Origin of the sequence: Enterobacter cloacae complex sp. BZL2005, assembly GCF_049238885.1 — a bacterium.
Lineage (GTDB): Bacteria > Pseudomonadota > Gammaproteobacteria > Enterobacterales > Enterobacteriaceae > Enterobacter > Enterobacter roggenkampii.
The window spans coordinates 1-25,376 of sequence record NZ_JBMKGI010000006.1; the positions used below are offsets into that span (position 1 = coordinate 1).

At 56.8% G+C, this 25,376-nt stretch carries 23 protein-coding genes, 2 tRNA genes and 2 rRNA genes; 20 read left to right on the top strand and 7 right to left on the bottom strand.

What is annotated here, in order from left to right:
* The 4 genes from ACOTXI_RS12545 to dkgB form a co-directional block, all read left to right on the top strand.
* Positions 1-95 (top strand): 23S ribosomal RNA (locus tag ACOTXI_RS12545); the annotation flags it as partial.
* Between the two features lie 69 nt (positions 96-164).
* Positions 165-280: ribosomal RNA gene (gene rrf, locus ACOTXI_RS12550) — 5S ribosomal RNA — on the top strand.
* 56 nt (positions 281-336) lie between these two features.
* Positions 337-413 (top strand) — tRNA-Asp (locus ACOTXI_RS12555).
* 160 nt (positions 414-573) lie between these two features.
* A complete protein-coding gene (dkgB, locus tag ACOTXI_RS12560) occupies positions 574-1,377 on the top strand; it encodes a 2,5-didehydrogluconate reductase DkgB (protein ID WP_008500284.1) in 804 nt (267 codons plus the stop codon).
* 29 nt (positions 1,378-1,406) lie between these two features.
* Here the strand turns inward: dkgB and yafC are convergent, their stop codons facing one another.
* Positions 1,407-2,312, bottom strand: a complete 906-nt coding sequence (gene yafC / locus ACOTXI_RS12565; RefSeq protein WP_008500283.1) for a DNA-binding transcriptional regulator YafC — start codon at positions 2,310-2,312, stop codon at positions 1,407-1,409.
* A gap of 104 nt (positions 2,313-2,416) precedes the next feature.
* Here yafC and ACOTXI_RS12570 point away from each other — a divergent pair, with 104 nt between their 5' ends.
* The 3 genes from ACOTXI_RS12570 (at position 2,417) to ACOTXI_RS12580 (ending at position 5,379) form a co-directional block, all read left to right on the top strand.
* Positions 2,417-3,592 carry an MFS transporter gene (locus ACOTXI_RS12570; RefSeq protein WP_008500282.1) on the top strand — a complete coding sequence of 392 codons (1,176 nt, stop codon included), beginning with the start codon at positions 2,417-2,419 and terminating at the stop codon, positions 3,590-3,592.
* A gap of 136 nt (positions 3,593-3,728) precedes the next feature.
* Complete coding sequence (locus tag ACOTXI_RS12575) at positions 3,729-4,529, top strand: endonuclease/exonuclease/phosphatase family protein (protein ID WP_025912579.1); 801 nt, start codon at positions 3,729-3,731, stop codon at positions 4,527-4,529.
* Between the two features lie 76 nt (positions 4,530-4,605).
* Positions 4,606-5,379, top strand: a complete 774-nt coding sequence (locus ACOTXI_RS12580; protein WP_021242866.1) for a class I SAM-dependent methyltransferase — start codon at positions 4,606-4,608, stop codon at positions 5,377-5,379.
* 52 nt (positions 5,380-5,431) lie between these two features.
* On the opposite strand, the gene mltD is transcribed toward ACOTXI_RS12580, so the two are convergent.
* Positions 5,432-6,796, bottom strand: a complete 1,365-nt coding sequence (gene mltD / locus ACOTXI_RS12585; protein WP_023293221.1) for a murein transglycosylase D — start codon at positions 6,794-6,796, stop codon at positions 5,432-5,434.
* A 68-nt stretch (positions 6,797-6,864) separates the two neighbouring features.
* A complete protein-coding gene (gene gloB, locus ACOTXI_RS12590; protein WP_103786851.1) occupies positions 6,865-7,623 on the bottom strand; it encodes a hydroxyacylglutathione hydrolase in 759 nt (252 codons plus the stop codon).
* 32 nt (positions 7,624-7,655) lie between these two features.
* Here gloB and ACOTXI_RS12595 point away from each other — a divergent pair, with 32 nt between their 5' ends.
* A complete protein-coding gene (locus tag ACOTXI_RS12595) occupies positions 7,656-8,372 on the top strand; it encodes a class I SAM-dependent methyltransferase (protein ID WP_058654080.1) in 717 nt (238 codons plus the stop codon).
* On the opposite strand, the gene rnhA is transcribed toward ACOTXI_RS12595, so the two are convergent.
* Positions 8,373-8,840 carry a ribonuclease HI gene (gene rnhA / locus ACOTXI_RS12600; RefSeq protein WP_021242869.1) on the bottom strand — a complete coding sequence of 156 codons (468 nt, stop codon included), beginning with the start codon at positions 8,838-8,840 and terminating at the stop codon, positions 8,373-8,375. It abuts the gene before it with no gap.
* Between the two features lie 64 nt (positions 8,841-8,904).
* Between rnhA and dnaQ the strand changes: the two genes are divergently transcribed.
* From dnaQ to ACOTXI_RS12645, 9 genes are all read left to right on the top strand, one after another.
* Positions 8,905-9,636, top strand: coding sequence for a DNA polymerase III subunit epsilon (gene dnaQ, locus ACOTXI_RS12605; protein WP_025912581.1), 732 nt, complete (start codon positions 8,905-8,907; stop codon positions 9,634-9,636).
* 132 nt (positions 9,637-9,768) lie between these two features.
* Positions 9,769-9,845: transfer RNA gene (locus ACOTXI_RS12610), tRNA-Asp, on the top strand.
* Positions 9,846-10,231: 386 nt separating this feature from the next.
* Positions 10,232-10,951 carry a FadR/GntR family transcriptional regulator gene (locus ACOTXI_RS12615; RefSeq protein ID WP_021242871.1) on the top strand — a complete coding sequence of 240 codons (720 nt, stop codon included), beginning with the start codon at positions 10,232-10,234 and terminating at the stop codon, positions 10,949-10,951.
* Positions 10,948-11,961 carry an ABC transporter ATP-binding protein gene (locus tag ACOTXI_RS12620; RefSeq protein ID WP_058654079.1) on the top strand — a complete coding sequence of 338 codons (1,014 nt, stop codon included), beginning with the start codon at positions 10,948-10,950 and terminating at the stop codon, positions 11,959-11,961. Before ACOTXI_RS12615 ends, ACOTXI_RS12620 begins: the two co-directional genes overlap by 4 nt.
* Complete coding sequence (locus ACOTXI_RS12625) at positions 11,958-13,040, top strand: ABC transporter ATP-binding protein (RefSeq protein ID WP_008500271.1); 1,083 nt, start codon at positions 11,958-11,960, stop codon at positions 13,038-13,040. The genes ACOTXI_RS12620 and ACOTXI_RS12625 overlap by 4 nt, the downstream gene beginning before the upstream one ends.
* Before the next feature lie 2 nt (positions 13,041-13,042).
* Entirely contained in the window at positions 13,043-14,557 is a 1,515-nt protein-coding gene (locus ACOTXI_RS12630) for an ABC transporter substrate-binding protein (RefSeq protein ID WP_072205852.1), read from the top strand.
* Positions 14,558-14,575: 18 nt separating this feature from the next.
* Entirely contained in the window at positions 14,576-15,517 is a 942-nt protein-coding gene (locus tag ACOTXI_RS12635; RefSeq protein ID WP_008500268.1) for an ABC transporter permease, read from the top strand.
* 2 nt (positions 15,518-15,519) lie between these two features.
* Positions 15,520-16,395 (top strand): ABC transporter permease, encoded by an 876-nt coding sequence (locus ACOTXI_RS12640; protein ID WP_023343413.1) that lies wholly within the window; start codon positions 15,520-15,522, stop codon positions 16,393-16,395.
* A gap of 9 nt (positions 16,396-16,404) precedes the next feature.
* A complete protein-coding gene (locus ACOTXI_RS12645) occupies positions 16,405-18,006 on the top strand; it encodes a gamma-glutamyltransferase family protein (RefSeq protein ID WP_058654078.1) in 1,602 nt (533 codons plus the stop codon).
* A 57-nt stretch (positions 18,007-18,063) separates the two neighbouring features.
* Here ACOTXI_RS12645 and ACOTXI_RS12650 read toward each other — a convergent pair whose 3' ends face one another.
* Entirely contained in the window at positions 18,064-18,834 is a 771-nt protein-coding gene (locus tag ACOTXI_RS12650; protein WP_008500265.1) for an amidohydrolase, read from the bottom strand.
* Positions 18,835-18,942: 108 nt separating this feature from the next.
* Positions 18,943-21,387: an acyl-CoA dehydrogenase FadE gene (gene fadE, locus ACOTXI_RS12655; RefSeq protein WP_058654077.1), complete on the bottom strand. Its 2,445-nt coding sequence runs from the start codon at positions 21,385-21,387 to the stop codon at positions 18,943-18,945.
* 239 nt (positions 21,388-21,626) lie between these two features.
* On the opposite strand from fadE, the gene lpcA reads away from it, so the two are divergent.
* Together lpcA and ACOTXI_RS12665 are read left to right on the top strand one after the other, a co-directional pair.
* Positions 21,627-22,205: a D-sedoheptulose 7-phosphate isomerase gene (gene lpcA / locus ACOTXI_RS12660; RefSeq protein WP_008500263.1), complete on the top strand. Its 579-nt coding sequence runs from the start codon at positions 21,627-21,629 to the stop codon at positions 22,203-22,205.
* 48 nt (positions 22,206-22,253) lie between these two features.
* The gene (locus ACOTXI_RS12665) at positions 22,254-23,021 is read left to right on the top strand and encodes a class II glutamine amidotransferase (RefSeq protein ID WP_008500262.1); all 768 of its coding nucleotides are present in this window, start codon (positions 22,254-22,256) and stop codon (positions 23,019-23,021) included.
* On the opposite strand, the gene dpaA is transcribed toward ACOTXI_RS12665, so the two are convergent.
* Complete coding sequence (gene dpaA / locus ACOTXI_RS12670; RefSeq protein ID WP_008500261.1) at positions 22,992-23,732, bottom strand: peptidoglycan meso-diaminopimelic acid protein amidase; 741 nt, start codon at positions 23,730-23,732, stop codon at positions 22,992-22,994. The genes ACOTXI_RS12665 and dpaA overlap by 30 nt on opposite strands.
* A 298-nt stretch (positions 23,733-24,030) precedes the next feature.
* Here dpaA and ACOTXI_RS12675 point away from each other — a divergent pair, with 298 nt between their 5' ends.
* Positions 24,031-25,374, top strand: coding sequence for a Na(+)-translocating NADH-quinone reductase subunit A (locus ACOTXI_RS12675; protein ID WP_008500260.1), 1,344 nt, complete (start codon positions 24,031-24,033; stop codon positions 25,372-25,374).
* Positions 25,375-25,376: the final 2 nt, after the last annotated feature.

Sequence of the window (25,376 nt, forward strand, 5' to 3'; positions counted from 1 at the left end):
AGGAACGTTGAAGACGACGACGTTGATAGGTCGGGTGTGTAAGCGCAGCGATGCGTTGAGCTAACCGATACTAATGAACCGTGAGGCTTAACCTTACAACGCCGAAGGTGTTTTGGCGAAGAGACAGACACGATTTTCAGCCTGATACAGATTAACAGAATTTGCCTGGCGGCTTTAGCGCGGTGGTCCCACCTGACCCCATGCCGAACTCAGAAGTGAAACGCCGTAGCGCCGATGGTCGTGTGGGGTCTCCCCATGTGAGAGTAGGGAACTGCCAGGCATCAAATTTAGTAGTAAGCCGGTGCATTAATCCGGTGGTTACAAGCAGTCTTCGGTGGAGCGGTAGTTCAGTCGGTTAGAATACCTGCCTGTCACGCAGGGGGTCGCGGGTTCGAGTCCCGTCCGTTCCGCCACTTATTAAAAGCCCTGAGCTAACGCTCAGGGCTTTTTTCTTATCTGACGTTTAATTATTGCGAAATCAGCAAAAATCCTCTGCATTTTGCGATCTTTTTCTCTATAACACCGCCAGCGATAATCGTCCTCAGTTTACGAACATAATGATTGAGGAATAGTATGACTCTCCCTGCATTTGGTCTGGGCACTTTCCGCCTGAAAGACGACGTTGTTATCGCATCAGTTAAAACCGCACTCGAACTGGGCTATCGTGCTGTTGATACGGCGCAGATCTATGAAAACGAAGCTGCCGTTGGCCAAGCCCTCGAAGAGAGCGGTGTGCCGCGTAATGAGCTGTTTATTACCACGAAAATCTGGATTGAGAATCTCAGCAAAGACAAGCTGATCCCAAGCCTGAAAGAAAGCCTGAAAAAACTGCGTACTGACTACGTGGATCTGACGCTGGTCCACTGGCCATCACCGAACGATGCCGTCTCCGTGGAAGAATTCATGCAGGCGCTGCTGGAAGCGAAAAAGCAGGGCTTAACCCGCGAAATTGGGATCTCCAACTTCACGATTCCGCTGATGGAAAAGGCCATTGCTGCTGTTGGCGCAGAAAATATTGCGACCAACCAGATTGAGCTCTCTCCATATCTGCAAAACCGCAAAGTGGTGGACTGGGCAAAACAGCATGGGATCCACATCACCTCATACATGACGCTGGCCTACGGTAAGGCGCTGAAAGATGAGGTGATTATCCGTATCGCCGAGAAGCATAATGCGACGGCTGCGCAGGTAATACTGGCTTGGGCAATGGGTGAAGGTTATGCCGTGATCCCATCATCCACTAAGCGTGAAAACCTGGCGAGCAACCTGTTAGCAACGGATCTTCATCTGGATGCTGACGATAAAAAAGCGATCGCAGCCCTGGAGTGCAACGATCGCCTGGTCAGCCCGGAAGGCTTAGCACCAAACTGGGATTAAGTTTGACCCACCCTCTGTAACCTGAACCCTCACACAGCTCCTCCGGGAGCTGTTTTTATATGTTCACTCAGAAAATCGATAAAGGCACGAATGCGCGTACTCACCGCTCTGTCGCTGTAATACACCGCGCTAAAAGGCATTTCGACTGGCAGGCGTTTATCGGCCATCAATTCCACCAGTTCACCCCGCGCAATCTCCTTATCAATCATATAGTCAGACAAACAGGCGATACCGTTGCCTTCAAGACACAATTGCTTCAGCGTCTCCCCGCTGTTGGACGACAACCCGCAGGTGATCTCATGCAACTGACCGTCAGGGCAGGCGACGGGCCAGGTATTTAGCGAAACGGGTTCCGTAAAGCCCAGGCACAAATGCTTTTTCAACTCCTCAACCGTCTCCGGTTTGCCATGTTCAGCAATATACTGTGGCGACGCGATAATTTTACGGTAGCTGGCAAACAGCGGGCGGGCCCGCAGGCTGGAATCCGTCAGGGTTCCCGCCCGGATCGCCACATCTACCTTTCGCTCGATGAGGTTAATAAACGTCTCGGACGAGACCAGAGAGAGCGTCATCTCCGGATAGCGTTCACGGAAAGGTTTGATTAGCGGCATCAGAAAGTGCAGCACAACCGGCGTGGCTGCATCAATGCGCAGTAACCCACGCGGCGTGCTGCGGGTCTCCATAATCTCGGTCTCTGCTGCGGCCATCTCCTGCAGTACCGACTGCACGCGGCGAAAATAACGCTCACCTTCCTCCGTCAGGCTCAGCTGCCGCGTCGTTCGGTTGAGCAGACTCACCCCAAGCTTCATCTCCAGCTTTTTTACCGAGCGGCTGATGGCTGAGTTAGCCTGTCCCAGCTGTTCGGCCGCGCGGCTAAAGCTGCCGCTTTCAACCACGGCGACAAAGATTGTCAGCTCTTCTGACGTTGCTTTCATTGTTGCACCACCCGCAAAATTCTATTGAGATTTTGACCATTTTTGTTATTTAAGCACTGACGCATACTGCCTGTCATCTTAATCCTGATGATACGGAGTATTTTATGCCACTGGCGCTACTTGCCCTGACGATCAGTGCCTTCGCAATTGGCACGACCGAATTTGTTATCGTGGGACTGGTTCCCACCATTGCTAACCAGCTTGCGATCTCGCTGCCCTCCGCCGGATTGCTGGTGTCTATCTACGCCCTGGGCGTTGCCGTCGGTGCGCCAGTCCTGACGGCCCTGACAGGACGTTTCCCACGTAAGCAGCTGTTAGTTGCACTGATGGTGCTGTTCACTGCCGGCAACGTGGTGGCCTGGCAGGCGCCGGACTACACCACGCTGGTCATCGCTCGGCTGTTGACCGGCCTTGCTCACGGGGTGTTCTTCTCGATTGGTTCTACTATTGCAACCAGCCTGGTACCCAAAGAGAAAGCGGCATCCGCCATTGCGATCATGTTCGGTGGGTTGACCGTTGCACTCGTTACGGGCGTACCGTTGGGCACGTTTATCGGACAACACTTCGGCTGGCGTGAAACGTTCCTGGCCGTCTCCCTACTGGGCGTCATTGCCCTGGTGACCAGCCTGCTGCTGGTGCCGTCGAATATTCCAGGCCGGGCCAGCGCTAGCTTGAGCGATCAGCTGAAGGTACTTACGCATCCGCGTTTGCTGATCATCTACGCGGTTACGGCGCTGGGCTATGGTGGCGTATTCACTGCTTTTACCTTCCTGGCACCGATGATGCAGGACCTGGCGGGCTTCTCTCCCAACGCCGTGAGCTGGATCTTGCTGGGGTACGGTATTTCCGTTGCGATTGGCAATATCTGGGGCGGCAAGCTTGCGGATAAGCATGGTGCGGTGCCGGCGCTGAAATTCATCTTCGCCGCGCTGGTTGTTCTGCTGATGATTTTCCAGTTCACCGCCTCGATACAGTACGCCGCGCTGGTCACGGTACTGGTCATGGGGATCTTCGCTTTTGGTAATGTGCCAGGGCTTCAGGTCTACGTTGTACAGAAAGCTGAGCTTTATACGCCAAATGCGGTGGACGTGGCATCGGGGCTGAACATTGCCGCATTTAATATTGGTATTGCGCTGGGTTCAATTATTGGCGGACAAACCGTCGAGCACTTCGGATTGACCCAGACCCCGTGGATTGGCGCGGTGATTGTCCTGATCGCCTTCCTGCTGATTGGCCTGAGCGGACGTCTGGATAAGCCAGCCCGCATTGCGCTGGGGTAACATCAGTAAGCGCTGGCTTACAAAACTGGAAAGCGGTTTCTCAGAAATTGCGTTGAAAGTGTGACCTAAAGTCCCTATAACATTAGAACCAGTCCGTTTTCCGGACTGGTTCATGTTACAGAGGCTGTTTCCAAAAGTGCGAAAAAATACCTATGCCATGCGTTATGTTGCCGGAATGCCCGCGGAGAGGATCTTGCCTCCGGGGTCGTTTGCGAGCATCAGTCAGGCATTACCCGCCGGCACACCGTTAAGCAGCGATGAAAAAATCCGCGTACTGGTGTGGAATATCTTTAAGCAGCAGCGTGCGGAGTGGTTATCGGTACTCAAGAATTTTGGCAAAGATGCCCATCTGGTTCTGCTCCAGGAGGCGCAAACCACCCCTGAGCTGGTCCGGTTTGCCACCACTCACTATCTTGCCGCCGACCAGGTACCGGCCTTTGTTCTGCCTCAGCACCCCTCGGGGGTGATGACGCTTTCAGCAGCACATCCGGTCTATTGTTGTCCACTGCGCGAACGCGAGCCTATCCTGCGTCTGGCGAAATCGGCACTAGTGACGGTCTATCCACTGCCGGATACCCGTATGCTGATGGTCGTGAATATCCACGCGGTAAACTTCAGCCTGGGCGTGGATGTATATAGTAAGCAGTTACTTCCGATCGGCGATCAGATTGCGCATCACAGTGGGCCGATCATTATGGCCGGTGATTTCAATGCCTGGAGTCGCCCGCGCATGAATGCGCTGTACCGCTTTGCGCGCGAAATGTCGCTGCGTGAAGTCCGTTTTAGCGATGACCAGCGCAAAAAAGCCTTTGGTCGTCCTCTCGATTTTGTCTTCTACCGTGGTTTAAGCGTGCACGACGCCTCTGTGCTGGTGACGCGCGCCTCCGATCATAACCCTCTACTAGTCGAATTCAGTCCCGGCAAACCTGATAAATAATGGTGTGTCAGGTCTGCCGTGGGGCAGACCTGCGCGGGTGCTGCCCTTCTATTTTTAACCCACAAAGGACAGTACGATGACAACAACACACTCCCATCATGACAACGTAGAAAAACAGTTTGGTTCTCAGGCAAATGCCTATCTGAGCAGCGCCGTGCACGCTTCAGGTCGCGATCTGGTACGCCTCGGTGAGCGCCTGTCGGCATTCCCGCAGGCGCACGTGCTGGATTTAGGCTGTGGGGCAGGGCATGCCAGCTTCACGGCTGCGCAGCAGGTGGCGCACGTAACCGCATATGACTTATCCAGCCAGATGCTGGAGGTGGTTGCTGAAGCGGCGAAAGCGAAGGGACTGGGCAACATCGATACGCGCCAGGGCTATGCCGAATCCTTACCTTTTGATGATGCCTCGTTTGAGGTGGTGATCAGCCGTTATTCCGCGCACCACTGGCATGATGTTGGCCAGGCATTACGCGAAGCCAAACGCGTTCTGAAGCCGGGTGGCATCTTCATTATTATGGATGTCATGTCACCTGGGCATCCGGTACGTAATATCTGGCTGCAGACGGTGGAAGCGCTGCGCGACACCTCCCATGTGCAAAACTACGCCAGCGGAGAGTGGTTATCGCTTATCACGGAAGCGGGGCTGATCGCGCGATCGTTAATCACAGACCGTTTACCGCTGGAGTTTAGCTCGTGGATTGCGCGTATGCGCACCCCGGAAGCATTAAGCCAGGCTATCAGGCTGTATCAGGAGAGTGCGTCGGCAGAGGTGAAGGCGTACTTTGAACTGCAGGACGATGGTTCATTTACCAGCGATACCATCATGGCGGAAGCGCAAAAAGCGGGATAAACAAAAAAGGCACCGAGGGGAATCGGTGCCTTTTTATCTTTCGGTCGTGTTATCAGGAGTCTGGCGTCGCGCTGTTCTTCACAAACAGCGTCAGCTGGTCGCCCGGTTTCAAATTGTCAGTATCGTTGTTCCAGCGCATCACATCTTTGATGTTCACGCCGTGACGTTTTGCGATACTGGACAGCGAATCACCCTTGCGCACGCGATAGGTAATGCTATCGCTGTTGCTGGCGAGACGCTGTGCGCTGCTACCTGCACCCACCGTCAGAGTTTGACCCACTTTCAGGCCTGAACTGCGCAGGTTATTCCACTGCTGCAGATCTTTCGCATTCACGCCAAGACGTGACGCAATGCCCGAAAGCGTATCACCTGAACGAACCTTATAGCTGCGGCTGTTAACTGATGATGCATCCGCGATCAGCGTTGACTGAACGGCGGCGATTTCACCCGAAGCTAAAGACTCACGTAACTGCTCAGCATGTTTCTGCGGAACCATTACATACTGCGGGCCACTCGCCCCCAGCGTCGAGCCTTTAACGCCAGCATTAAAGGTTTTTAATTTACTTACCGACATACCCGTCATATCAGCAACCTGTTGAATATCAACAGGATTGCTGAGGCGAACACGCGCCAGTGCACGACTTTCGTCTGGTGTTGGCAGTTGTACACCGTAACGCTTGCTGTTCTTGAGAATATCGCTCAAAGCCAGCATTTTCGGTACGTAAATCTTTGTTTCCTGTGGCAGTGAGAGCGACCAAAAATCGGTGGATTTACCCCGTGCTTTATTCGCTTTCATTGCCTTCAGTACACGACCTTCGCCGCTATTGTACGCTGCGACCGTTAACAGCCAGTCGCCGTCAAACATCTTGTTCAGACGTTGCATCATGTCGAGAGCGGCTGTCGTTGAAGCGACAACATCGCGACGCGCATCATAGTTGCGGGTCTGTTTCAGACCATAGTTTCGCCCGGTGCTCGGAATGATCTGCCAAATGCCTGCGGCATTGGCGCCAGACGTCGCGTGTGGGTCAAAAGCGCTCTCCACTATGGGTAGGAGTACCAGCTCCATAGGCATGTTACGTTTCTTAACTTGCCCGGCTATCCAGTACATATACGGCTCTGCCCGTAACGTTACATCGTGGAGATAGCTCTTATTACTTAAATACTTCTGTTTCTGTTCGCGAATCCGGCTGTTTTCCGGAATTCCCATCTTTAGCTCGTCGCCAATAGAGGTCCACAAGTCTTGCTCCTGCGCGAAAGATGTCCCATCGTCCATCCAGCGCGCCGAACTTGTAAACTTCCCTGCTTCCCCTTGACCAGCTGCAGAAAGGCTCTGTGCGTGCTGTTGTACGTTGCTGCCGTTCTGCGACTGGCAACCTACAAGCAGGACAGAGGCGAGTAATATCGCTTTTGCCTTCATGTGTGTGTCAATAGTTGCTTAAAAGACGAGCGATGATAACGGCGAATTTTTGAAAAGGCAACCAGCAATTATCTGAAGTTATCTTTCTTTGACCTTAACCATGCAAATCGCTGTTCTGGTTGTTGCAAATTTGTTTCTTGGTTAATTTTGCTAATTAAATCAATATCATCTGTTCGCAAAAATAAATTAATTTGGCGCTCGTTTTTCAGAATTACGGGGAGTGTGTTTTGGTTTTTTGCACGTAACTCCTTCACTTTGTGATAATAATCCTGAATCGCCCGATCCTCAGGCAACAGGCTGACGGCAAACTTCATATTTCCTAATGTATACTCATGCGCGCAACAGATAACGGTGTCATCGGGTAATGCGTTAATCTTCTGTAAAGACTGATACATTTGCGCTGGTGTTCCTTCAAACAGCCTTCCGCAGCCCCCTGAGAACAGCGTGTCACCGCAAAAAAGATAAGGCTTACTGTAGAAACACAGATGTCCCAAAGTGTGACCCGGTGTGGCAAATGCGGAAAACTCCCACTCGCGTATGAGGATTTTTTCGCCTTCTTCGACTACTTGCGTAACACCCTTATCTTGTGCCTCTGACGGTCCGTAAACCACAACATGCGGAAAATGGGTACGCAGTTCAGGTACACCGCCCGTATGATCGTTATGGTGATGCGTCAACAGAATGGCTTCCGGCTGCCAGCCGTTCTCTTCTATTGCGCGCAGTACGGGGGCGGATTCTCCGGGATCGACAATGACGCATCGACGTTCATCGTCAACCAAAACCCAGATGTAATTGTCCTCAAAAGAAGAAATACTGATAAGATTCATACATTACCTCTTATAGCGTGGCGGGTGTGTTGATGAAACCGGCAAGGATACCTCAGACTGTCGCAGCACCGGAACGTTGGGCGGAACTGCCCTGGGGTGAATACTATCGCGAGGCGTTAGAGCAACAGCTGAAGCCCTGGCTCGCGAAAATGTATGGCTTTCACCTGCTTAAGATTGGCAATCTCAGCGCGGAAATCAATACCGAAAGCTGCGCTATCTCGCATCAGGTGAACGTCTCTCTCGGCGGATCGCCGGTTCAGGTGAAAGCAGACCCGTTACATCTGCCGTTTGCGGAAAAATCCGTTGATGCGTGTTTGCTCGCACATACGTTACCCTGGTGCAGCGATCCGCACCGTCTGCTTCGCGAAGCCGATCGCGTGCTGATTGATGACGGCTGGCTGGTGCTGAGCGGATTCAACCCGCTGAGCCTGATGGGCCTGCGAAAGCTGGTACCGGTGCTGCGCCGGACGCCGCCTTACAACAGCCGGATGTTCACCATGATGCGCCAGCTCGACTGGCTGTCACTGCTTAACTTCGAAGTGCTCTGCTACGGCGGCTTTCAGATGCTGCCCTGGGCGCGGCAGGGGGGCGTCTTGTTGAGCACGCATTTGCCTGCCTTAGGCTGCATGCAGTTTATCGTCGCGCGTAAGCGAACCATTCCCCTTACGCTTAATCCCATGAAGCAGAGCAAATCGAAAACGCCGATCCGCCAGACCGTTGGCGCCACGCGGCAGTACAGAAAGCCCTGATCAGGATTCAGGCTGATAGCCCGCGTCCTCATGCGCAGGGTTAGCGGCTGCCGCACGCGCCAGTTCGTCACAGCGTTCGTTTTCCGGATGACCGGCGTGCCCTTTAACCCACTCCCACTTGATCTGGTGCTGGCCCAGGGCGGCATCAAGCCGTTTCCAGAGATCGACGTTCTTGACCGGTTTCTTATCGGCAGTCTTCCAGCCGCGTTTTTTCCAGTTATGGATCCACTGGGTAATTCCCTGACGAACGTACTGGCTGTCGGTACTTAACACCACGTCACAATGTTCTTTTAGTGCCTCCAGCGCCACAATGGCCGCCATGAGCTCCATCCGGTTGTTGGTGGTCAGAAAATAGCCTTGGCTAAAAGTTTTTTCATGCTGGCGATAACGCATAATCGCGCCGTAGCCGCCGGGACCCGGGTTGCCGAGACAAGATCCATCGGTGAAAATTTCTACCTGTTTACGCATCTCTGGTAGACTTCCTGTATTTGAAACGTTCAGTTAAACGATAAGTCTGACATAAATGACCGCTATGAGCACTGCAATTACTCGCCAGATCGTCCTCGATACCGAAACCACCGGTATGAACCAGATCGGCGCGCACTACGAAGGGCATAAGATCATTGAGATCGGCGCCGTTGAAGTGGTGAACCGTCGTCTTACGGGGAACAACTTCCACGTCTATCTCAAGCCCGATCGGCTGGTGGATCCCGAAGCGTTCGGCGTTCACGGTATTGCCGATGAGTTCTTGCTGGACAAGCCGACTTTTGCGGACGTGGCTGACGAATTCCTGGAATACATCAGGGGCGCTGAGCTTGTTATCCATAACGCCTCGTTCGATATCGGCTTTATGGATTATGAATTCAGCAAGCTTAATCGTGATATCCCGAAGACGAACACCTTCTGTAAGGTGACAGACAGTCTGGCGCTGGCGAGGAAAATGTTCCCCGGCAAGCGTAACAGCCTGGATGCACTGTGTTCGCGCTACGAGATAGATAATACCAAACGAACGCTCCACGGGGCGTTGCTCGATGCCCAGATCCTCGCCGATGTCTATCTGACGATGACCGGTGGGCAGACGTCTATGAAGTTCAGTATGGAAAATGAGTCGCAGCAAACGCAGGGCGAAGCGGGTATTCAGCGTGTCGTCCGTCAGGCAAGTCGGCTGCGGGTTGTTTTAGCCAGTGATGAAGAGCTGCTTAATCACGAATCCCGTCTTGATCTGGTGCAGAAGAAGGGCGGCAGCTGTCTCTGGCGTGCCTGAAAAAACGCCGGAACGCCTGTAAAATCATCGTTTGGGCGATTTTTGCAGCAAACGATTCAAAACGCGAGAAAAAGCGTTGACGAGATCGGAGGCGCACCGTAATATGCGCCTCGTTCCCCAAACGGGAACAGTGGAGCGGTAGTTCAGTCGGTTAGAATACCTGCCTGTCACGCAGGGGGTCGCGGGTTCGAGTCCCGTCCGTTCCGCCAATATTCAGAAGGCCTGAATCAGAAATGATTCAGGCCTTCGTCGTTTCAGCCAGCTGTGATTCCATTCCCTCTCTTCTGACTTGTAGTTAACAAAAAGTTAATATCAATAGTGCAATTAATTAACAATTGCACATCATTAGTGCATTCTTTGCACTGTTGTTGTGCATTTTTCCACCGCCGGCTATTCAGGCACGAGTCAGATTGTGTCTCTCTGTAAAAAAGAATTCATACAGAATCATCTGCTTATAACCCGCTATGCAAAAAATTACTGAACCAATTGCAGATTGGTTTGGTTATTGCTTAATCATTAGCACGATAAGCGTCATTCCATATCAATAACTTATCGTTAATAAAAATAAAGCAATGATGAAAGCGAGCGAACCAATATGGAAAAACCGTCACGGTTTCTGGCCAATTCCAGCACCGCGCTTGAACAGCTGCGCGGGCTAATCAACCAGCACGAGTCAACACCAGGCACTCCGCTGCCCACGGAACGTGAGCTGTCGGACACACTCGGCGTAGGACGACGTGAAGTGCGTCGCGCGCTGGACGTGCTGGAAGAAGAGGGGCGCATCTGGCGTAAGCAGGGCAAAGGGACCTTTATCGGCCCGGCTGCACCCGTTGAACCGCTGGCCCTTCAGGGATTGGTTCAGCAAACCAACCTTCTGGAAGTGATGGAAGCTCGTCTGCAGCTCGAACCCGGCTTAGCCCGGCTTGCGGCACTGCGTGCCACCAGGGAAAACCTTGCGCTCATGCAGCGCATGCTGGAACGCATCGACAAAGTCAGCCCGGATGACCGCGATCTCAACGAACTGTGGGATAGCGCTTTTCACCGCGCCATTGCGGAAGCGGCGGGCAACCGCCTGATGCTCGGCCTGTTTGATGCCATTGATGCCGTGCGGCGTGAACCGGGCTGGCAGCATCTGCGCGAGCTGGCACGCACCCCCGAGCGTGTCGATAGCTATAACGACCACCACCACAAGATCATGGCTGCCATTATCCATCGCCAGCCTAACGAGGCCGCGACCGCGATGCGCGAACACCTGCTCAGCCTGCAAACCGCCCTGATTCAGGCGATCCACCTCGAGGACGACTTCACGCCATGACGACAATCCCCTTTAAGGACGCCACGCCCGTATTGCAAGTAAAAAACCTCAACGTTACGTTCGCGGGCTCGCCGGTAAGCGTGCTTGACGGTATCTCGTTGACCGTCAGGGCGGGCGAAACGCTGGCGCTGGTGGGAGAATCCGGCTGTGGGAAAAGTATCACCTCCCTGGCGCTGATGGGGTTACTGCCCGCCAGCGCACGGATCGTCAGCGGGGAGATTCAGTTTCGTCGCCACGATCTGCGCAAGCTCTCGCCGCGGGAATATGCCGATCTGCGCGGTAGCGAGCTGGCGATGATTTTCCAGGAGCCGATGACCTCGCTCAATCCGGCGTTTACGCTGGGCGATCAGCTGAGCGAGGCGGTTATGCGTCATCAGGACGTCTCGCGCGCAGAGGCGATGAAGATCGCGCTGCAGATCCTCGAGAAAGTGCAGATTCCGGCAGCAGAGATGCGCCTCAAGGCGTATCCGCACCAGCTTTCCGGCGGCATGCGCCAGCGCGTGATGATTGCCATGGCGCTGATCAACCACCCTAAACTGCTGATTGCCGACGAACCCACCACCGCGCTCGACGTCACCATCCAGGCGCAAATCCTCGCCTTGCTCAACACCTTGAAAGAGGAAACCGGCACGGCGGTGCTGATGATCACCCACGATTTAGGCGTGGTGGCTGAAGTGGCGCAGCAGGTGGCGGTGATGTATGCCGGACAGGTGGTAGAGCAGGGGAGCGTCGAGGCGATATTTGCCGACCCGCAGCACCCGTACACCATCGGCCTGATGGGCTCGATCCCCTCCCTTGGCGCACGCAAGGGCCCGCTTTCCACTATTCCCGGATCGGTCCCGCTGCCGGAATCCATGCCGCAAGGCTGCCGTTTCGCAACGCGCTGCCCGTTTGCGCAGTCGCGCTGCCATGATGAAAAACCGCCGCTCACCACGCTCGGCGCGGGCCATCGGGTTGCCTGCTTCCGCGTGCCGCTCGAACACCACATCGCCCTGGGAGAGACCGCATGACCACGCCCATTCTGGAAGCTCGGGATCTCAGCAAGCTTTTCCCCGGCCCGAAAAAACTCTTTACCCCCGCCCGGTTTGTGACGGCGGTCGATCGCGTGTCGCTTGCCGTCATGCCGGGCGAAACGCTGGCGATTGTCGGCGAGTCCGGTTCCGGAAAATCCACGCTTGGCCGCCTGCTGCTGCGCCTGCTGGCCGCCAGCGAAGGGCGCGTGTTTTATCAGGGGGAAGAGATCACCCACGCCTCGGGCGCGCGCCTCAATCAGCTCCGCCGCGAGCTGCAGATCATCTTTCAGGATCCCTTCGCCTCCCTGAACCCGCGCATGACGGTGGAGCAGATCGTCGGTGAGCCGCTGTGGCTGCACCAGAACATGAAGAAAGGGGACCGGCAGTACCGCGTTGCCGAACTGCTTAAGACCGTGGGCCTGCCCGCCGCCTGGGCCGGGCGCTACCCGCACGAGTTTTCCGGCGGGCAGCGCCAGCGTATCGGCATTGCGCGCGCGCTGGCCTCAGGACCAAAGCTGCTGCTGGGCGATGAGCCGGTATCCGCGCTGGATGTGTCGGTGCAGGCGCAGGTGGTCAATTTACTGGAAAGCCTGAAGCACCAGCTGGGGCTGACGATGGTGATTGTCGCCCACGGTCTGGCTGTTATTCGCCATATGAGCGACCGCGTGGCGGTCATGTACCTCGGGCAAATCGTCGAGCTTGCCAGCGTCGATGAGATCTTTGACGCACCGCTGCACCCCTATACCCAGGCGCTGATCGCCTCGGCGCCGCAGATGCAGCCGGGCGCTGAACGCGACGCGCCGCTGCTGCAGGGGGACTTACCGAACCCGGCCAGTCCGCCGTCCGGCTGCCGTTTCCACACCCGCTGCCCGTACGTCACTGACGAATGCCGTCAGGTCAAGCCGATTAATCAGGTGCTCGACGGCGGGCGTCAGGTTGCCTGTCATCGCTGGCAGGAGATCAACCGCGATCGCAGCGTTATCCAGATCGCACCGCCATCCGCTGCTTTTCTGCGCCGCCGCGCGCTGTTTGAACACGCGGCCACCCACTCGTCCCTTCCTTCAAGGAACTCATGATAATGACAATGCGTAATTCTCTTTTGACCGTACTGGGAAGTGTTATGTTGCTTGGCGCGGCGCTGCCCGCCCATTCTGAAAGCGTGCTGCGTATTGGCCTGGGGGCAGACCCGGACATGCTCGACCCGCATCTGGCGCGCACCTACTATGGCCGCTTCGTCTTTGCCTCCCTGTGCGACAGGCTGGTGGATGTGGATGAAAACCTGAAGGTCGTCCCCGGTCTGGCCAAAGACTGGGCGTGGAGTGACGACGGTAAAACCCTGACGCTCAACCTGCGCGAAGGCGTGACCTTCCACGACGGTGAGAAATTCGATGCCGCCGCGGCAAAATACAACCTCGACCGCGCCCTGACCTTAAAAGGCTCCCTGCGTAAAAGCGAGATCTCCTCCGTTGAATCGGTCGAGGTCACCGGTCCGATGCAGATTGCCCTGCACCTGAAGACGCCCGATGCGGCACTGCTGATGCAGCTCACCGACCGCGCGGGCGCGATGATGGCCCCTGAAGCGGCAAAAAAGCCTGACTTTGCCGCCCATCCGGTCTGTTCCGGCCCGTATAAATTCGACAGCCGCGTGTCCCAGGACCGCATCGTGCTGACCCGCTTCGAAAACTACTGGAACAAAGACGCCTACCACTTCGACAAAATCATCTATCTGCCGATCCCGGATGCCTCCGTGCGTCTGGCAAACCTGCGCGCGGGCGATCTCGATCTGACCGAAGGGATTGCTGCCAGCGACGTGAAAACCGTCGAGGCCGACAGCAAGCTGGCGCTGGCGAAGGTAACGGGCCTGGGCTATCAGGGCATCACCTTCAACATCAATAACGGCAAGGTGCCGGCCAACGACCCGTTCAAAGATGCCCGCGTGCGCGAGGCCTTCTCGCAGGCTATCGACCGCGATGCGCTAAACCAGGTGGTCTTTGAAGGACTGTATACGCCAGCCAACCAGGCGTTTTCGACGGTCAGCCCGTATCACGTCAACCTGCCGGTCCCGCCGCGTGACGTCGACAAGGCCAAAGCGCTGCTCAAAGCGGCAGGCGTCAGCGCGCCGCTGACCGTCAACCTGCTGGTGCCGAACAACCCCACCTCACAGCAGGTGGGGCAGGTGCTGCAGGCGATGGTCGCCGAGGCGGGCTTTAACCTGAACCTGCAGATGACCGAATTCGCCACGCTGCTGGACCGCCAGCAGAGCGGGGACTATCAGCTGAGCTTCTCCGGCTGGTCGGGGCGCCCGGATCCGGACGGCAGCATCTACGGCTTTATCAACAGCAAAGGCACCCTGAACGACGGCCGCTACAGCAATGCGCAGGTCGATGAGTGGCTGACCCAGGCGCGCCAGAGTACCGACCAGGCCGCGCGCCAGCCGCTGTACGACAAGGTGGTGAAGCAGCTGCAAACCGACATGCCGATTGCCTACCTCTACTTCGAGCCGCGTATTTTTGGCCTGAACAAAAGCGTGCAGGGCTTTAAGCCGTACCCGGACGGCATCGTGCGTCTGGCTGGCTTAACGCTGGCGAAATAAACGTCCTGAGGAGAGCCCATGCTGGAACTGATTTGCAAACGTCTGCTGCTGGCCGTCCCGACGCTGTTGCTGGTGAGCATGATGGTGTTTGGGCTGCAAAAGCTGCTGCCCGGCGACCCGCTGATCGCCATGGCAGGCGAGGAGCGCGACCCGGCAGTCATCGCTCAGCTGCGTGCGGAGCTGAACCTCGATGCCCCGATCCCGGTGCAGTATTTCCACTGGCTGACGCGGGCGCTGCAGGGCGATCTGGGCGTCTCCTTACGCACGCACGAGCCGGTGACGCAGCTGATTGCCAGCAAGCTGCCGGTGACGCTTGAGCTGTCGCTGCTGGCGATGATTATCGCGCTGGTGTTTGGCATCAGCATGGGGATCCTCGCGGCGGTGAACAAAAACAGCTGGGTCGATCACGGGGCGAACTTCGTGGCGATCTCGGGGATCTCGATCCCGCACTTCTGGCTGGGGATCCTGCTGATTCTGGTCTTTTCGGTAAACCTGCAGTGGCTCCCTGCGTCCGGCTACGTGCCGTTCAGTGAAGACCCGCTCCAGAACCTGCGCACGCTGCTGCTGCCCGCGTCCGTGCTCGGAACCGGCCTGGCGGCGACGCTGATGCGCCACACCCGCGCCTCGATGATTGCCGTGCTGAAAGCGGATTACATCCGTACCGCGCGGGCGAAAGGGCTGCTGCCGAAGGCGGTGATCTTAAAGCACGCCTTTCGCAACGCGCTGGTGCCGGTGATCACCCTCACCACGCTGCTGTTTGGCGAACTGCTGGGCGGCGCGGTGCTGACCGAGCAGGTGTTCACCATTCCGGGCTTCGGCAAGATGATCGTCGATTCGGTATTTAACCGTGATTACGCGGTGGTGCAGGGCGTGGTGCTGATCGTCGCCATCGGCTTCCTGATGCTCAACCTGCTGGCCGACGTGCTTTACGTCCTTATCAACCCGAAAATGCGAGGCTAACGATGGCGGAAATGACGACCCAAACCGTTGCGCCCGCACTGCCGCGGGCGCAAAACCGGGTATTGAAAAAATTCCTCGCCAATAAAAGCGCGGTCATTGGCGCGGCAGTGGTGGGGTTCTTTGTGCTGGTGGCGCTGCTGGCGCCGTGGATCGCCCCGTTCGACCCGGTCAAAGCCAACTTCCTGGCGGTGCGCAAAGCGCCGTCGGCGATGTACTGGTTCGGCACCGACGAGCTGGGGCGAGACATCTTATCCCGCATTATCTGGGGGGCGCGCACCTCGCTGATGGCGGGCTGTATGTCTGTGGTGATTGCCGTGGTTATCGGCGTGCCGCTGGGGCTGGTGGCGGGTTACTTCCAAAAGATCTGGGACGGCGTCATCTCGCGCGTGATCGAGGCGCTGCTGGCCTGCCCGTTCCTGATCATGGCGATCGCGCTGGGGGCGTTTTTGGGCCCGAGCCTGACTAACGCGATGATCGCCATCGGCCTTTCCGCGATGCCGATCTTCGCCCGCCTGACGCGCGGTCAGGTGATCGCCATTCGTAACGAAGAGTACATCGACGGCGCGCGGGCAATTGGCCTGCCGGATCGCTGGATCATCATCAAATACGTTCTGCCCAACGTGATGTCGCCGATTCTGGTGCAGGCCACGCTGGCGATTGCCTCGGCGATAATCGCTGAAGCCAGCCTGTCCTTTTTGGGGCTGGGACAGCAGCCGCCCAATCCGTCCTGGGGCTCCATGCTCAACACCGCCAAAGGTTTTCTTGAGCAGGCCCCGTGGATGTCCATTTTCCCCGGCGTGGCGATTTTCCTTGCCGTGCAGGGCTTTAATTTACTCGGCGACGGGCTGCGCGATGCGCTCGATCCGCGCCATGACTAAGGAGTCATGATGACCAAAGCGCTAGATTTTACGTCCGGTTACGCTTCACGCCGCCCGCCGATGCTGGGCCATAACGCCGTTGCGACGTCTCAGCCGCTGGCGGCGCAGGCGGGAATGAAAATGCTGCAGCTGGGGGGAAATGCCGTGGATGCCGCCATTGCCGCCGCGATGGCGCTGACGGTAGTCGAGCCGACCGGCAACGGGATCGGCAGCGACGCCTTTGCTATCGTCTGGGACGGTGAAAAGCTGCACGGCCTGAACGCCTCAGGTCGTTCGCCTGCGAGCTGGCACGCGGATCTGTTTGCCGGAAAAAACGCGGTGCCCGAAATCGGCTGGGACGCGGTAACCGTGCCGGGGGCGGTATCCGGCTGGGTCGCCCTGGCGGAACGCTTCGGAACGCTGCCGTTGACCACCCTGGCGCAGCCTGCCATTGACTACGCGCGCAACGGCTTCCCGGTCTCCCCGCTGATTGGGCATCTCTGGCAGCGCGGCTATAACAAGCTGAAAGATCAGCCGGGCTTCAGCGCCTGTTTCGCCCCGGAAGGCCGCGCCCCGCGGGTGGGGGAGATCTTCCGTAACCCGGCGCAGGCGAGCTCGCTTGAGCTGATTGCCCGCACCAACGGCGAAGCCTTTTACCGCGGTGAGCTGGCGCAGAAAATTGCCGCCTTCGCCAGAGAGCATGGCGCGCACCTGACGGCCGAGGATCTGGCCAACCACCGCGTGGACTGGGTAGAACTACTGTCACGCGACTTTGCGGGCGGCTCGGTGCAGGAGCTGCCGCCAAACGGGCAGGGGATCGCCACGCTGATTGCGCTCGGCATTCTTGAGCAGTGCGGCATTGAGAAGCATCATCCGGATTCCGTGCAGTCTCTGCATCTCTCTATCGAGGCAATGAAGCTGGCGCTGGCGGATCTCGACCGCTACGTGGCAGACGAAGCACACATGGCGTTTGCGGCGAAAGAGCTGCTGAGCGACCATTACCTGAAGTCGCGCGCGGCGCTGATCAACCACGACAGCGCATCTGATTTTGTCTACGGTTCCCCGACGCAGAGCGGCACGGTCTACATCAGCACCGCGGACGCCAGCGGGATGATGGTCTCGTTTATTCAGTCCAACTATATGGGCTTCGGTTCAGGCATTGTGGTGCCGGATACGGGGATCAGCCTGCAAAACCGGGGCTGCGGATTTGTGCTGGATCCGAAGCACCCGAACGCGCTGGCGGGGAGCAAGCGCCCGTTCCACACCATCATTCCGGGCTTTGCGATGGACGGCAACGGCAAGCCGCTGATGTCCTTCGGCGTGATGGGCGGCCCGATGCAGGCGCAGGGGCACATGCAGATGGCGCTGCGCATCATGCTGCACGGGCAAAACCCGCAGGCGGCAATCGATGCGCCGCGCTGGCGCGTGGTGCAGGGCAGGGAGGTGATCGTTGAATCGACGTTCGATCGCAACACGATTGCCGCGCTGCGCGAGCGCGGGCATCAGATCGTGGTGGAAGATCCGCTTCAGGATTACAACTTCGGTGGTGCGCAGGTGATTTACCGCCTGCCGGAAGGACACTACGTGGCCGCGACGGAAAGCCGCAAAGACGGGCAGGCGTTGGTGAGTTAAAAGAAGCGAGCAACATTGGTAGGCCGGGTAAGGCGTAGCTGCCACCCGGCTTTTTTTTCACTCAATGCTAAAAGGATCCGCATCCTGCCACGCCGGAAACTTCTCCCGGTACTCCTTCAGCGCCGTCAAGGACAGCTCCGCATCAATACGCGTCGCCTGATGCGGCTCGGCGGTGGCGATGATCTCGCCCTGCGGATTCACCACCCGGCTGTCGCCGCGATAGTGATGCCCGTTGCCGTCCGTCCCCACGCGGTTGCAGCCCACCACGTACGCCTGGTTCTCAATCGCGCGCGCCACGAGCAGCGACTGCCAGTGCAGGGAGCGCGGTGCAGGCCAGTTGGCCACATACAGCGCCAGGTCGTAATCGTTGCGGTTACGCGACCACACCGGGAAGCGCAGGTCGTAGCAGACCAGCGGCAGAATACGCCAGCCGCGCCACTCGAACACCACGCGTTCGTTACCGGCTTCATAGTGATGGTGCTCATCCGCCATACGGAACAGGTGGCGCTTGTCGTAGAAATGCACCTTTCCTTCCGGCTCGACCAGCAGGAAGCGGTTCACCGGGCCGCGCTCCGTTTGCAGCGCGGCGCTACCGGCAATCAGCGCGTTGGTCTGCTGCGCTTTGGCATGCATCCAGGCGACCACCTCCTCCTGCGGCATTGACTGTTTTGCCGCTTCCATGGCGAAGCCGGTGGTGAACATTTCCGGCAGGACAATCACATCACGCCCGGTAATGTCTTCGAGTTGACGATCGAAGTGGCGCAGGTTGGCGGGGCCATCCATCCACACTAAAGGTTGCTGCAAAATAGAAATCTTCAGACCAGGCACGATACAGGCTCCTCAAACGACCACTTTTTGACACTGTAGCACGACATAACGAGAAAATGTGGCAATAAAAAACCCCGCGCGAGGCGGGGTTTGTATAAGCGAAACGCGTTATGCCGCTTCAGGTTTGCGGTGCTTCTCCGGCAGCTTTACCGGCTGCGTCGCCAGCTCGTCCGGTTCGAAATCATCCACGTTAATGCTGCGCAGACGGCTCTCTTCGGCTTTCACCAGCAGAGCGGCCTCATCTTTACTGATAATGCCACCGGCCAGTGCCTGTTTTGCCAGTTCGTCCATACGGGTAAACGGCAGGTTTTTGCCCAGCTGTTTACAGATCTTCTGGTGAATCGGATCGGCGGCCATCACGTCCAGCAGCGCCTCTTCCAGCAGACCCACCGGGTTATGCGGCGTCGGTGCCAGGTACTGACCGCGACCGATACGGGAACGGGTTGCGCTCGGAACCTGCAGGATCTTCGCCACTTTGTGGTCCAGCCTGTCGGACGGTGCCAGATGGTGACGACCGGTCGGGAAGATCACCACGCGCAGGGCGCCTGCCACGAAGCGGTTCGGGAAGTTCGCCAGCAGATCGTCAATCGCCTGTTCAGCCTGATACAACGCATCCTGCACGCCCCAGTGCACCAGGGGCAGATCCGCTTCCTGACGGCCTTCGTCGTCGTAACGTTTCAGGACCGCAGAGGCCAGGAAGATCTGGCTCAGCACATCGCCCAGACGGGCAGAGATACGTTCGCGACGCTTCAGGCTGCCGCCCAGTACCGCCATGGAAACGTCGGACAGCAGGGCCAGGTTGGCGCTCAGACGGTTCAGATGCTGATAATAACGTTTGGTTGCATCGCCGGTTGGCGTCGAACTTGTAAGACCGCGCGTCAGGCCCAGCCAGAAGCTGCGCACCTTGTTGCTGCCCACGTGACCGATATGTTTGAACAGCAGCTTATCGAAGGCATCCACGTCGTTGTTCTGCGCCGCGGCCATCTCTTCCAGCACGTATGGATGGCAGCGAATTGCGCCCTGACCGAAGATCATCATGCTGCGGGTCAGGATGTTTGCCCCTTCCACGGTGATGGCAATCGGTGCGCCCTGATAGCCGCGCGCCAGGAAGTTGCCTTCGCCGAGCATAATGCCTTTACCGCCCGCGATATCCATCGCGTCAATAATTGACTGCTGCGCGCGGTGGGTACAGTGGTACTTCACAATGGCCGACAGTACGGCCGGTTTTTCGCCCAGCATAATGCCGTAGGTAATCAGCGTGGCGGCAGCGTCCATTACGTAGGCGTTGCCCGCGATACGCGCCAGCGGCTCTTCGATACCTTCCATCTTGCCGATGGAGATTTTGAACTGACGGCGGATGTGCGCGTAGGCACCAATCCCCATCGCCACCGACTTCAGACCGCCGGTTGAGTTCGACGGCAGGGTAATGCCGCGGCCCACCGACAGACATTCCACCAGCATACGCCAGCCCTGACCGGCCATTTTTGGACCACCGATGATGTAATCAATCGGCACAAAGATATCCTGGCCGCGGGTTGGACCGTTCTGGAACGGCACGTTCAGCGGGAAGTGACGACGACCAATCTCAACGCCCGGGGTGGAGGTTGGGATCAGCGCACAGGTAATGCCCAGATCTTCTTCGCCGCCCAGCAGTCTTTCCGGGTCAGAGAGCTTAAAGGCCAGACCCAGCACGGTGGCGATAGGGGCCAGCGTGATATAACGCTTGTTCCAGGTCAGGCGCATGCCCAGCACCTGCTCGCCCTGCCACTCGCCCATGCAGACCACGCCGGTATCCGGAATCGCGCCCGCATCGGAGCCTGCTTCCGGGCTGGTCAGCGCGAAGCAAGGAATTTCCTGACCGCGAGCCAGACGCGGCAGGTAATGATCTTTCTGCTCTTCCGTACCGTAATGCTGCAGCAGCTCGCCCGGGCCTAAGGAGTTTGGTACGCCAACGGTGATCGCCAGGATCCCGGAAACGCCTGCCAGCTTTTGCAGCACGCGAGCCTGAGCGTAAGCGGAGAATTCCAGACCGCCGTACTCTTTCTTAATGATCATCGCGAAGAAGCGATGCTCTTTCAGGTAGGCCCACAGCTCTGGCGGCAGGTCGGCCATTTCATGGGTGATGGCAAAGTCGTTCGCCATACGGCAGGCTTCTTCTACCGGGCCGTCAATAAACGCCTGTTCTTCCGCGGTCAGACGCGGCTGCGGGTAGTTATGCAGCTTTTTCCAGTCCGGATTACCCTGGAACAGGTCGCCTTCCCACCAGGTGGTGCCCGCATCAATCGCTTCTTTTTCAGTACGCGACATGGGCGGCATCACCTTGCGGAAGCCTTTGAACACCGGTGCAGAAATCATTGATTTACGCATCGGGGCAAAGTTAAACGGCAGAAGGATGATGGCAAGAGGGACTAAAAGCCAGATAGTCCAGAGACCTGCGACGCCAAGCGCAGCCGTCCAGGCCAGAAGAATCAGGCTGCTCAGGAATAAACTTACGCGGTGATAGAACAACACACCGAGCAGAACAACGGTTGCGAGAATGCTCAAAATCATCATAAAGAAAAGCTCCCTTGCTTGTAGGAGGTCTGACCACTTGTGATGATATGGTTCTAGTTGATGTTATTTCCTTTAGCAATGTGTTTACAAAATAATTACAACCTGGTTCACATTGTTCGCGTTTTACCCGGCACGAAAAAGCAAAACGCCGGACGTTTCGCATGGCTTTAGCTTCTCGCTTTTCCCGCTATCCGGTACACTCCACTGTGTTATTTCATCAATACTGAAGGATTATCCTCATGTACCAGGATCTTATTCGTAACGAACTGAACGAAGCGGCGGAAACGCTGGCGAACTTTCTGAAAGATGATGCCAATATTCACGCTATTCAGCGCGCGGCGGTCCTGCTGGCCGACAGCTTCAAAGCGGGTGGCAAAGTGCTCTCCTGCGGTAACGGCGGCTCTCACTGTGACGCGATGCACTTCGCAGAAGAGCTGACCGGACGCTATCGCGAAAACCGTCCTGGCTACCCGGCGATTGCGATTTCCGACGTGAGCCACATCTCCTGCGTAGGCAACGACTTCGGTTACGACCACATCTTCTCTCGCTACGTTGAAGCGGTAGGCCGTGAAGGCGATGTGCTGCTGGGGATCTCTACCTCCGGCAACTCCGGCAACGTGATCAAAGCGATTACTGCTGCACGTGAAAAAGGGATGAAAGTCATCACCCTGACGGGCAAAGATGGCGGTAAGATGGACGGTACGGCGGATGTTGAAATTCGCGTTCCGCACTTCGGTTATGCTGACCGCATTCAGGAAATTCACATCAAAGTGATCCACATCCTGATCCAGCTGATCGAAAAAGAGATGGCTAAGTAAGACTTCGCTGGGGGGCGCTGGTGCCCCCCGCTGTTGTGGAGGTGATGTATGTGCGAACTGCTCGGGATGAGCGCCAATGTGCCAACCGATATCTGCTTTAGTTTCACCGGGCTGGTGCAGCGCGGTGGAGGAACCGGGCCGCATAAAGACGGCTGGGGCATCACCTTCTACGAAGGCAAAGGGTGTCGCACGTTCAAAGATCCACAGCCCAGCTTTAACTCACCGATTGCCAAACTGGTGCAGGACTATCCTATCAAGTCCCGCTCGGTGATCGCCCATATTCGCCAGGCTAACCGTGGCGAAGTGGCGCTGGAAAATACCCATCCGTTTACCCGTGAGCTGTGGGGGCGTAACTGGACCTACGCGCACAACGGGCAACTCACGGGCTATAAGTCGCTGGAGACGGGCAATTTCCGCCCGGTAGGCGAAACCGACAGTGAAAAAGCCTTCTGCTGGCTGCTGCACAAGCTGACGGAGCGCTATCCCCGTACGCCAGGCAATATGGCTGCCGTGTTTAAATACATCGCAACGCTGGCCACCGAACTACGTGAAAAAGGCGTGTTCAACATGCTGCTTTCTGACGGCCGCTATGTGATGGCGTTCTGCTCGACGAATTTGTTCTGGATCACCCGCCGTGCGCCGTTTGGCGTGGCAACGCTGCTCGATCAGGATGTGGAGATAGACTTTCAGAAGGAGACCACACCGAACGATGTGGTCACTGTTATTGCAACGCAGCCGCTGACGGGCAACGAAACCTGGCAAAAGATTATGCCAGGCGAGTGGGTGCTATTTTGTCTCGGGGACCGTGTAATTTGACGCCAGCTGTGGATGGACAACTTCGTGGCTCAGCGGCTTGCTGACCACGTAACGGCCATCCACAACCGAGACAACAGGCGGCTTGTGAGTCTGCTCGAAGTAGTCATAGCCGGGTTTCAGCTGTTTCCAGAAATCCGCGTAGTACGAGTACTTGTGACGCGCCATGTTGGCATCCGTCATGCGGAACGGATAGATGCTGACCTGAACGTTTGGCTGACCAAAGACCAACGCGCCGGTGACAAACTGGAAAATCTCATCAATGCCGGAATCGGTCATCGCGTAGCAGCCGATAGACACGCAGGCACCGTGGATCATCAGGTATTTACCTTCATAACCGTGTGCACGGTCATAGGCATTCGGGAAACCGATATTGATGGCTTTATAGAAACGGCTGTCTGGTTTGAGCTGGCTACGCTGAACGTTGTAGAACCCTTCCGGACTTTTGAAATCGCCCTGACGCTGTTTTGGCCCTAATCCACCGGAGTAGTTACAGATTTTGTAGCTATCAAGCAGCTGATACGTCTCACCCATTTTTACAAACAGATCGAGAGTGCGTTCTTCCTTGAAGATCTGAATATAAACCGGCGATCCCATTAACTGCTGTTTATATTCTTTGCTGATCGGCGTCGTTGAGCTATTACTGCTGAGCAGTCCGGCAAACGACATGCACGGAATCAGAAGCATCGCAATGAACAATGCGATTTTACGCATACTACTAGTTCCTTGATAAAACCATGACCAACTTGCCAGGACGGCAAAAGAGACCCGAAATCAGATTATTCTGTTAGGAGCGCTCACATTAGCACCGCTATAGATTTTCGCAAGAGCCGGGCGGTGAGTTTACAAATTAGTTTTACTTTATAAACCATCAAAATCGCGATGGCTCCAGGAACTTTGCGCATTAGCTCGCAATTTGGCGCGCGCGACGGCGGATTCGCTGCCCGCGAGAAGGGGAAAATGTTACACTTCGCGGCCACTGGATTGTTGTTCATGGAAACCTGCTAACCACATGTTTAAAATCAAAAAAGGACTTGATCTGCCGATTGCAGGCGTGCCCGCGCAGCGCGTTTCGACAGGCGCAAGTGTCCGTCATGTCGCCATTATGGGCGACGACTACCTGGGAATGCGACCTTCGATGTTGGTACAGGAAGGCGATCGCGTGATCAAAGGCCAGGCGCTCTTTGAGGACAAAAAAAATCCCGGCGTGATGTTTACAGCCCCCGCGAGCGGCACCGTTGTGGCGATCAACCGTGGCGAACGGCGCGTTCTGCAGTCGGTGGTGATCCGCATTGAAGGCGATGAACAGCGTGAATTCGCCCGTTACGATGCCGCAGACCTCGCGTCGCTGAGCCGTGAGGCTGTTCAGGCTCAGCTTCTGGCGTCCGGTTTATGGACCGCGCTTCGCACGCGTCCCTTCAGTAAATCCCCGGTTCCCGGCACGGAACCGGCCGCGATTTTCGTCACAGCAATGGATACCAACCCGCTCAGCGTGGATCCGCAGCCGGTTATCCTGGCACAGCGCAAAGCCTTTGATGCCGGGCTTACCGTTTTAACCCGTCTGACGTCGGGAAAAGTCCACGTTTGCCAGGCCGGTGGCGGCAAGCTTGGCGGTCATCCTCAGGGGCAGGTCACGTTTAATGAGTTTGCTGGCCCGCATCCGGCGGGTCTGGTCGGGACGCACATCCATTTCCTTGAGCCGGTGAGCCTGACGAAACAGGTCTGGCATCTTAATTATCAGGACGTCATCGCCATCGGTACGCTCTTCACCTCCGGAGAGCTGTGCGCGGAACGCACCATCGCCATCGGTGGGCCGCAGGCTGCAAACCCGCGTCTGGTGAAGACGCTGATTGGCGCGGATATCAATGAACTGCTGAACGAAGAAACCAAAGCAGGCGAAAACCGGCTGATTTCCGGTTCGGTCCTCAGTGGCCGCCATGCCGTGCAGGCGCACGCCTATCTGGGACGTTTCCATTTGCAGGTCAGCATTGTGCAGGAAGGCCGCGAGAAAGAGCTGTTCGGCTGGGTGCTGCCCGGTGCGGAAAAATACTCCGTCACCCGTACCACGCTGGGGCACTTCCTGCGTAATAAGCTGTTTAGCTTCTCGACCAGTACGCACGGCGGCGAGCGCGCTATGGTCCCGATTGGCAACTACGAGCGCGTCATGCCGCTGGATATTCTGCCGACCATGCTGTTGCGCGATCTGCTCGCCGGCGATACCGACAGCGCGCAGGCGCTGGGCTGTCTGGAACTGGACGAAGAAGATCTGGCGCTCTGTACCTATGTCTGTCCGGGAAAATACGAATATGGACCGGTATTGCGCGAGGTGTTAACCCGCATTGAGCAGGAAGGATAACC

Bases quoted from the DNA above. Each gene is read 5' to 3' on its own strand.
- dkgB (WP_008500284.1), top strand. From the start codon at position 574: ATGACTCTCCCTGCATTTGGTCTGGGCACTTTCCGCCTGAAAGACGAC.
- lpcA (WP_008500263.1), top strand. From the start codon at position 21,627: ATGTACCAGGATCTTATTCGTAACGAACTGAACGAAGCGGCGGAAACG.
- dnaQ (WP_025912581.1), top strand. From the start codon at position 8,905: ATGAGCACTGCAATTACTCGCCAGATCGTCCTCGATACCGAAACCACC.
- ACOTXI_RS12620 (WP_058654079.1), top strand. From the start codon at position 10,948: ATGACGACAATCCCCTTTAAGGACGCCACGCCCGTATTGCAAGTAAAA.
- ACOTXI_RS12675 (WP_008500260.1), top strand. From the start codon at position 24,031: ATGTTTAAAATCAAAAAAGGACTTGATCTGCCGATTGCAGGCGTGCCC.
- ACOTXI_RS12580 (WP_021242866.1), top strand. From the start codon at position 4,606: ATGACAACAACACACTCCCATCATGACAACGTAGAAAAACAGTTTGGT.
- rnhA (WP_021242869.1), bottom strand. From the start codon at position 8,840: ATGCGTAAACAGGTAGAAATTTTCACCGATGGATCTTGTCTCGGCAAC.
- ACOTXI_RS12665 (WP_008500262.1), top strand. From the start codon at position 22,254: ATGTGCGAACTGCTCGGGATGAGCGCCAATGTGCCAACCGATATCTGC.
- ACOTXI_RS12630 (WP_072205852.1), top strand. From the start codon at position 13,043: ATGACAATGCGTAATTCTCTTTTGACCGTACTGGGAAGTGTTATGTTG.
- ACOTXI_RS12595 (WP_058654080.1), top strand. From the start codon at position 7,656: ATGAAACCGGCAAGGATACCTCAGACTGTCGCAGCACCGGAACGTTGG.
- ACOTXI_RS12645 (WP_058654078.1), top strand. From the start codon at position 16,405: ATGACCAAAGCGCTAGATTTTACGTCCGGTTACGCTTCACGCCGCCCG.
- ACOTXI_RS12635 (WP_008500268.1), top strand. From the start codon at position 14,576: ATGCTGGAACTGATTTGCAAACGTCTGCTGCTGGCCGTCCCGACGCTG.
- ACOTXI_RS12640 (WP_023343413.1), top strand. From the start codon at position 15,520: ATGGCGGAAATGACGACCCAAACCGTTGCGCCCGCACTGCCGCGGGCG.
- gloB (WP_103786851.1), bottom strand. From the start codon at position 7,623: ATGAATCTTATCAGTATTTCTTCTTTTGAGGACAATTACATCTGGGTT.
- mltD (WP_023293221.1), bottom strand. From the start codon at position 6,796: ATGAAGGCAAAAGCGATATTACTCGCCTCTGTCCTGCTTGTAGGTTGC.
- dpaA (WP_008500261.1), bottom strand. From the start codon at position 23,732: ATGCGTAAAATCGCATTGTTCATTGCGATGCTTCTGATTCCGTGCATG.
- ACOTXI_RS12570 (WP_008500282.1), top strand. From the start codon at position 2,417: ATGCCACTGGCGCTACTTGCCCTGACGATCAGTGCCTTCGCAATTGGC.
- ACOTXI_RS12625 (WP_008500271.1), top strand. From the start codon at position 11,958: ATGACCACGCCCATTCTGGAAGCTCGGGATCTCAGCAAGCTTTTCCCC.
- ACOTXI_RS12615 (WP_021242871.1), top strand. From the start codon at position 10,232: ATGGAAAAACCGTCACGGTTTCTGGCCAATTCCAGCACCGCGCTTGAA.
- yafC (WP_008500283.1), bottom strand. From the start codon at position 2,312: ATGAAAGCAACGTCAGAAGAGCTGACAATCTTTGTCGCCGTGGTTGAA.
- fadE (WP_058654077.1), bottom strand. From the start codon at position 21,387: ATGATGATTTTGAGCATTCTCGCAACCGTTGTTCTGCTCGGTGTGTTG.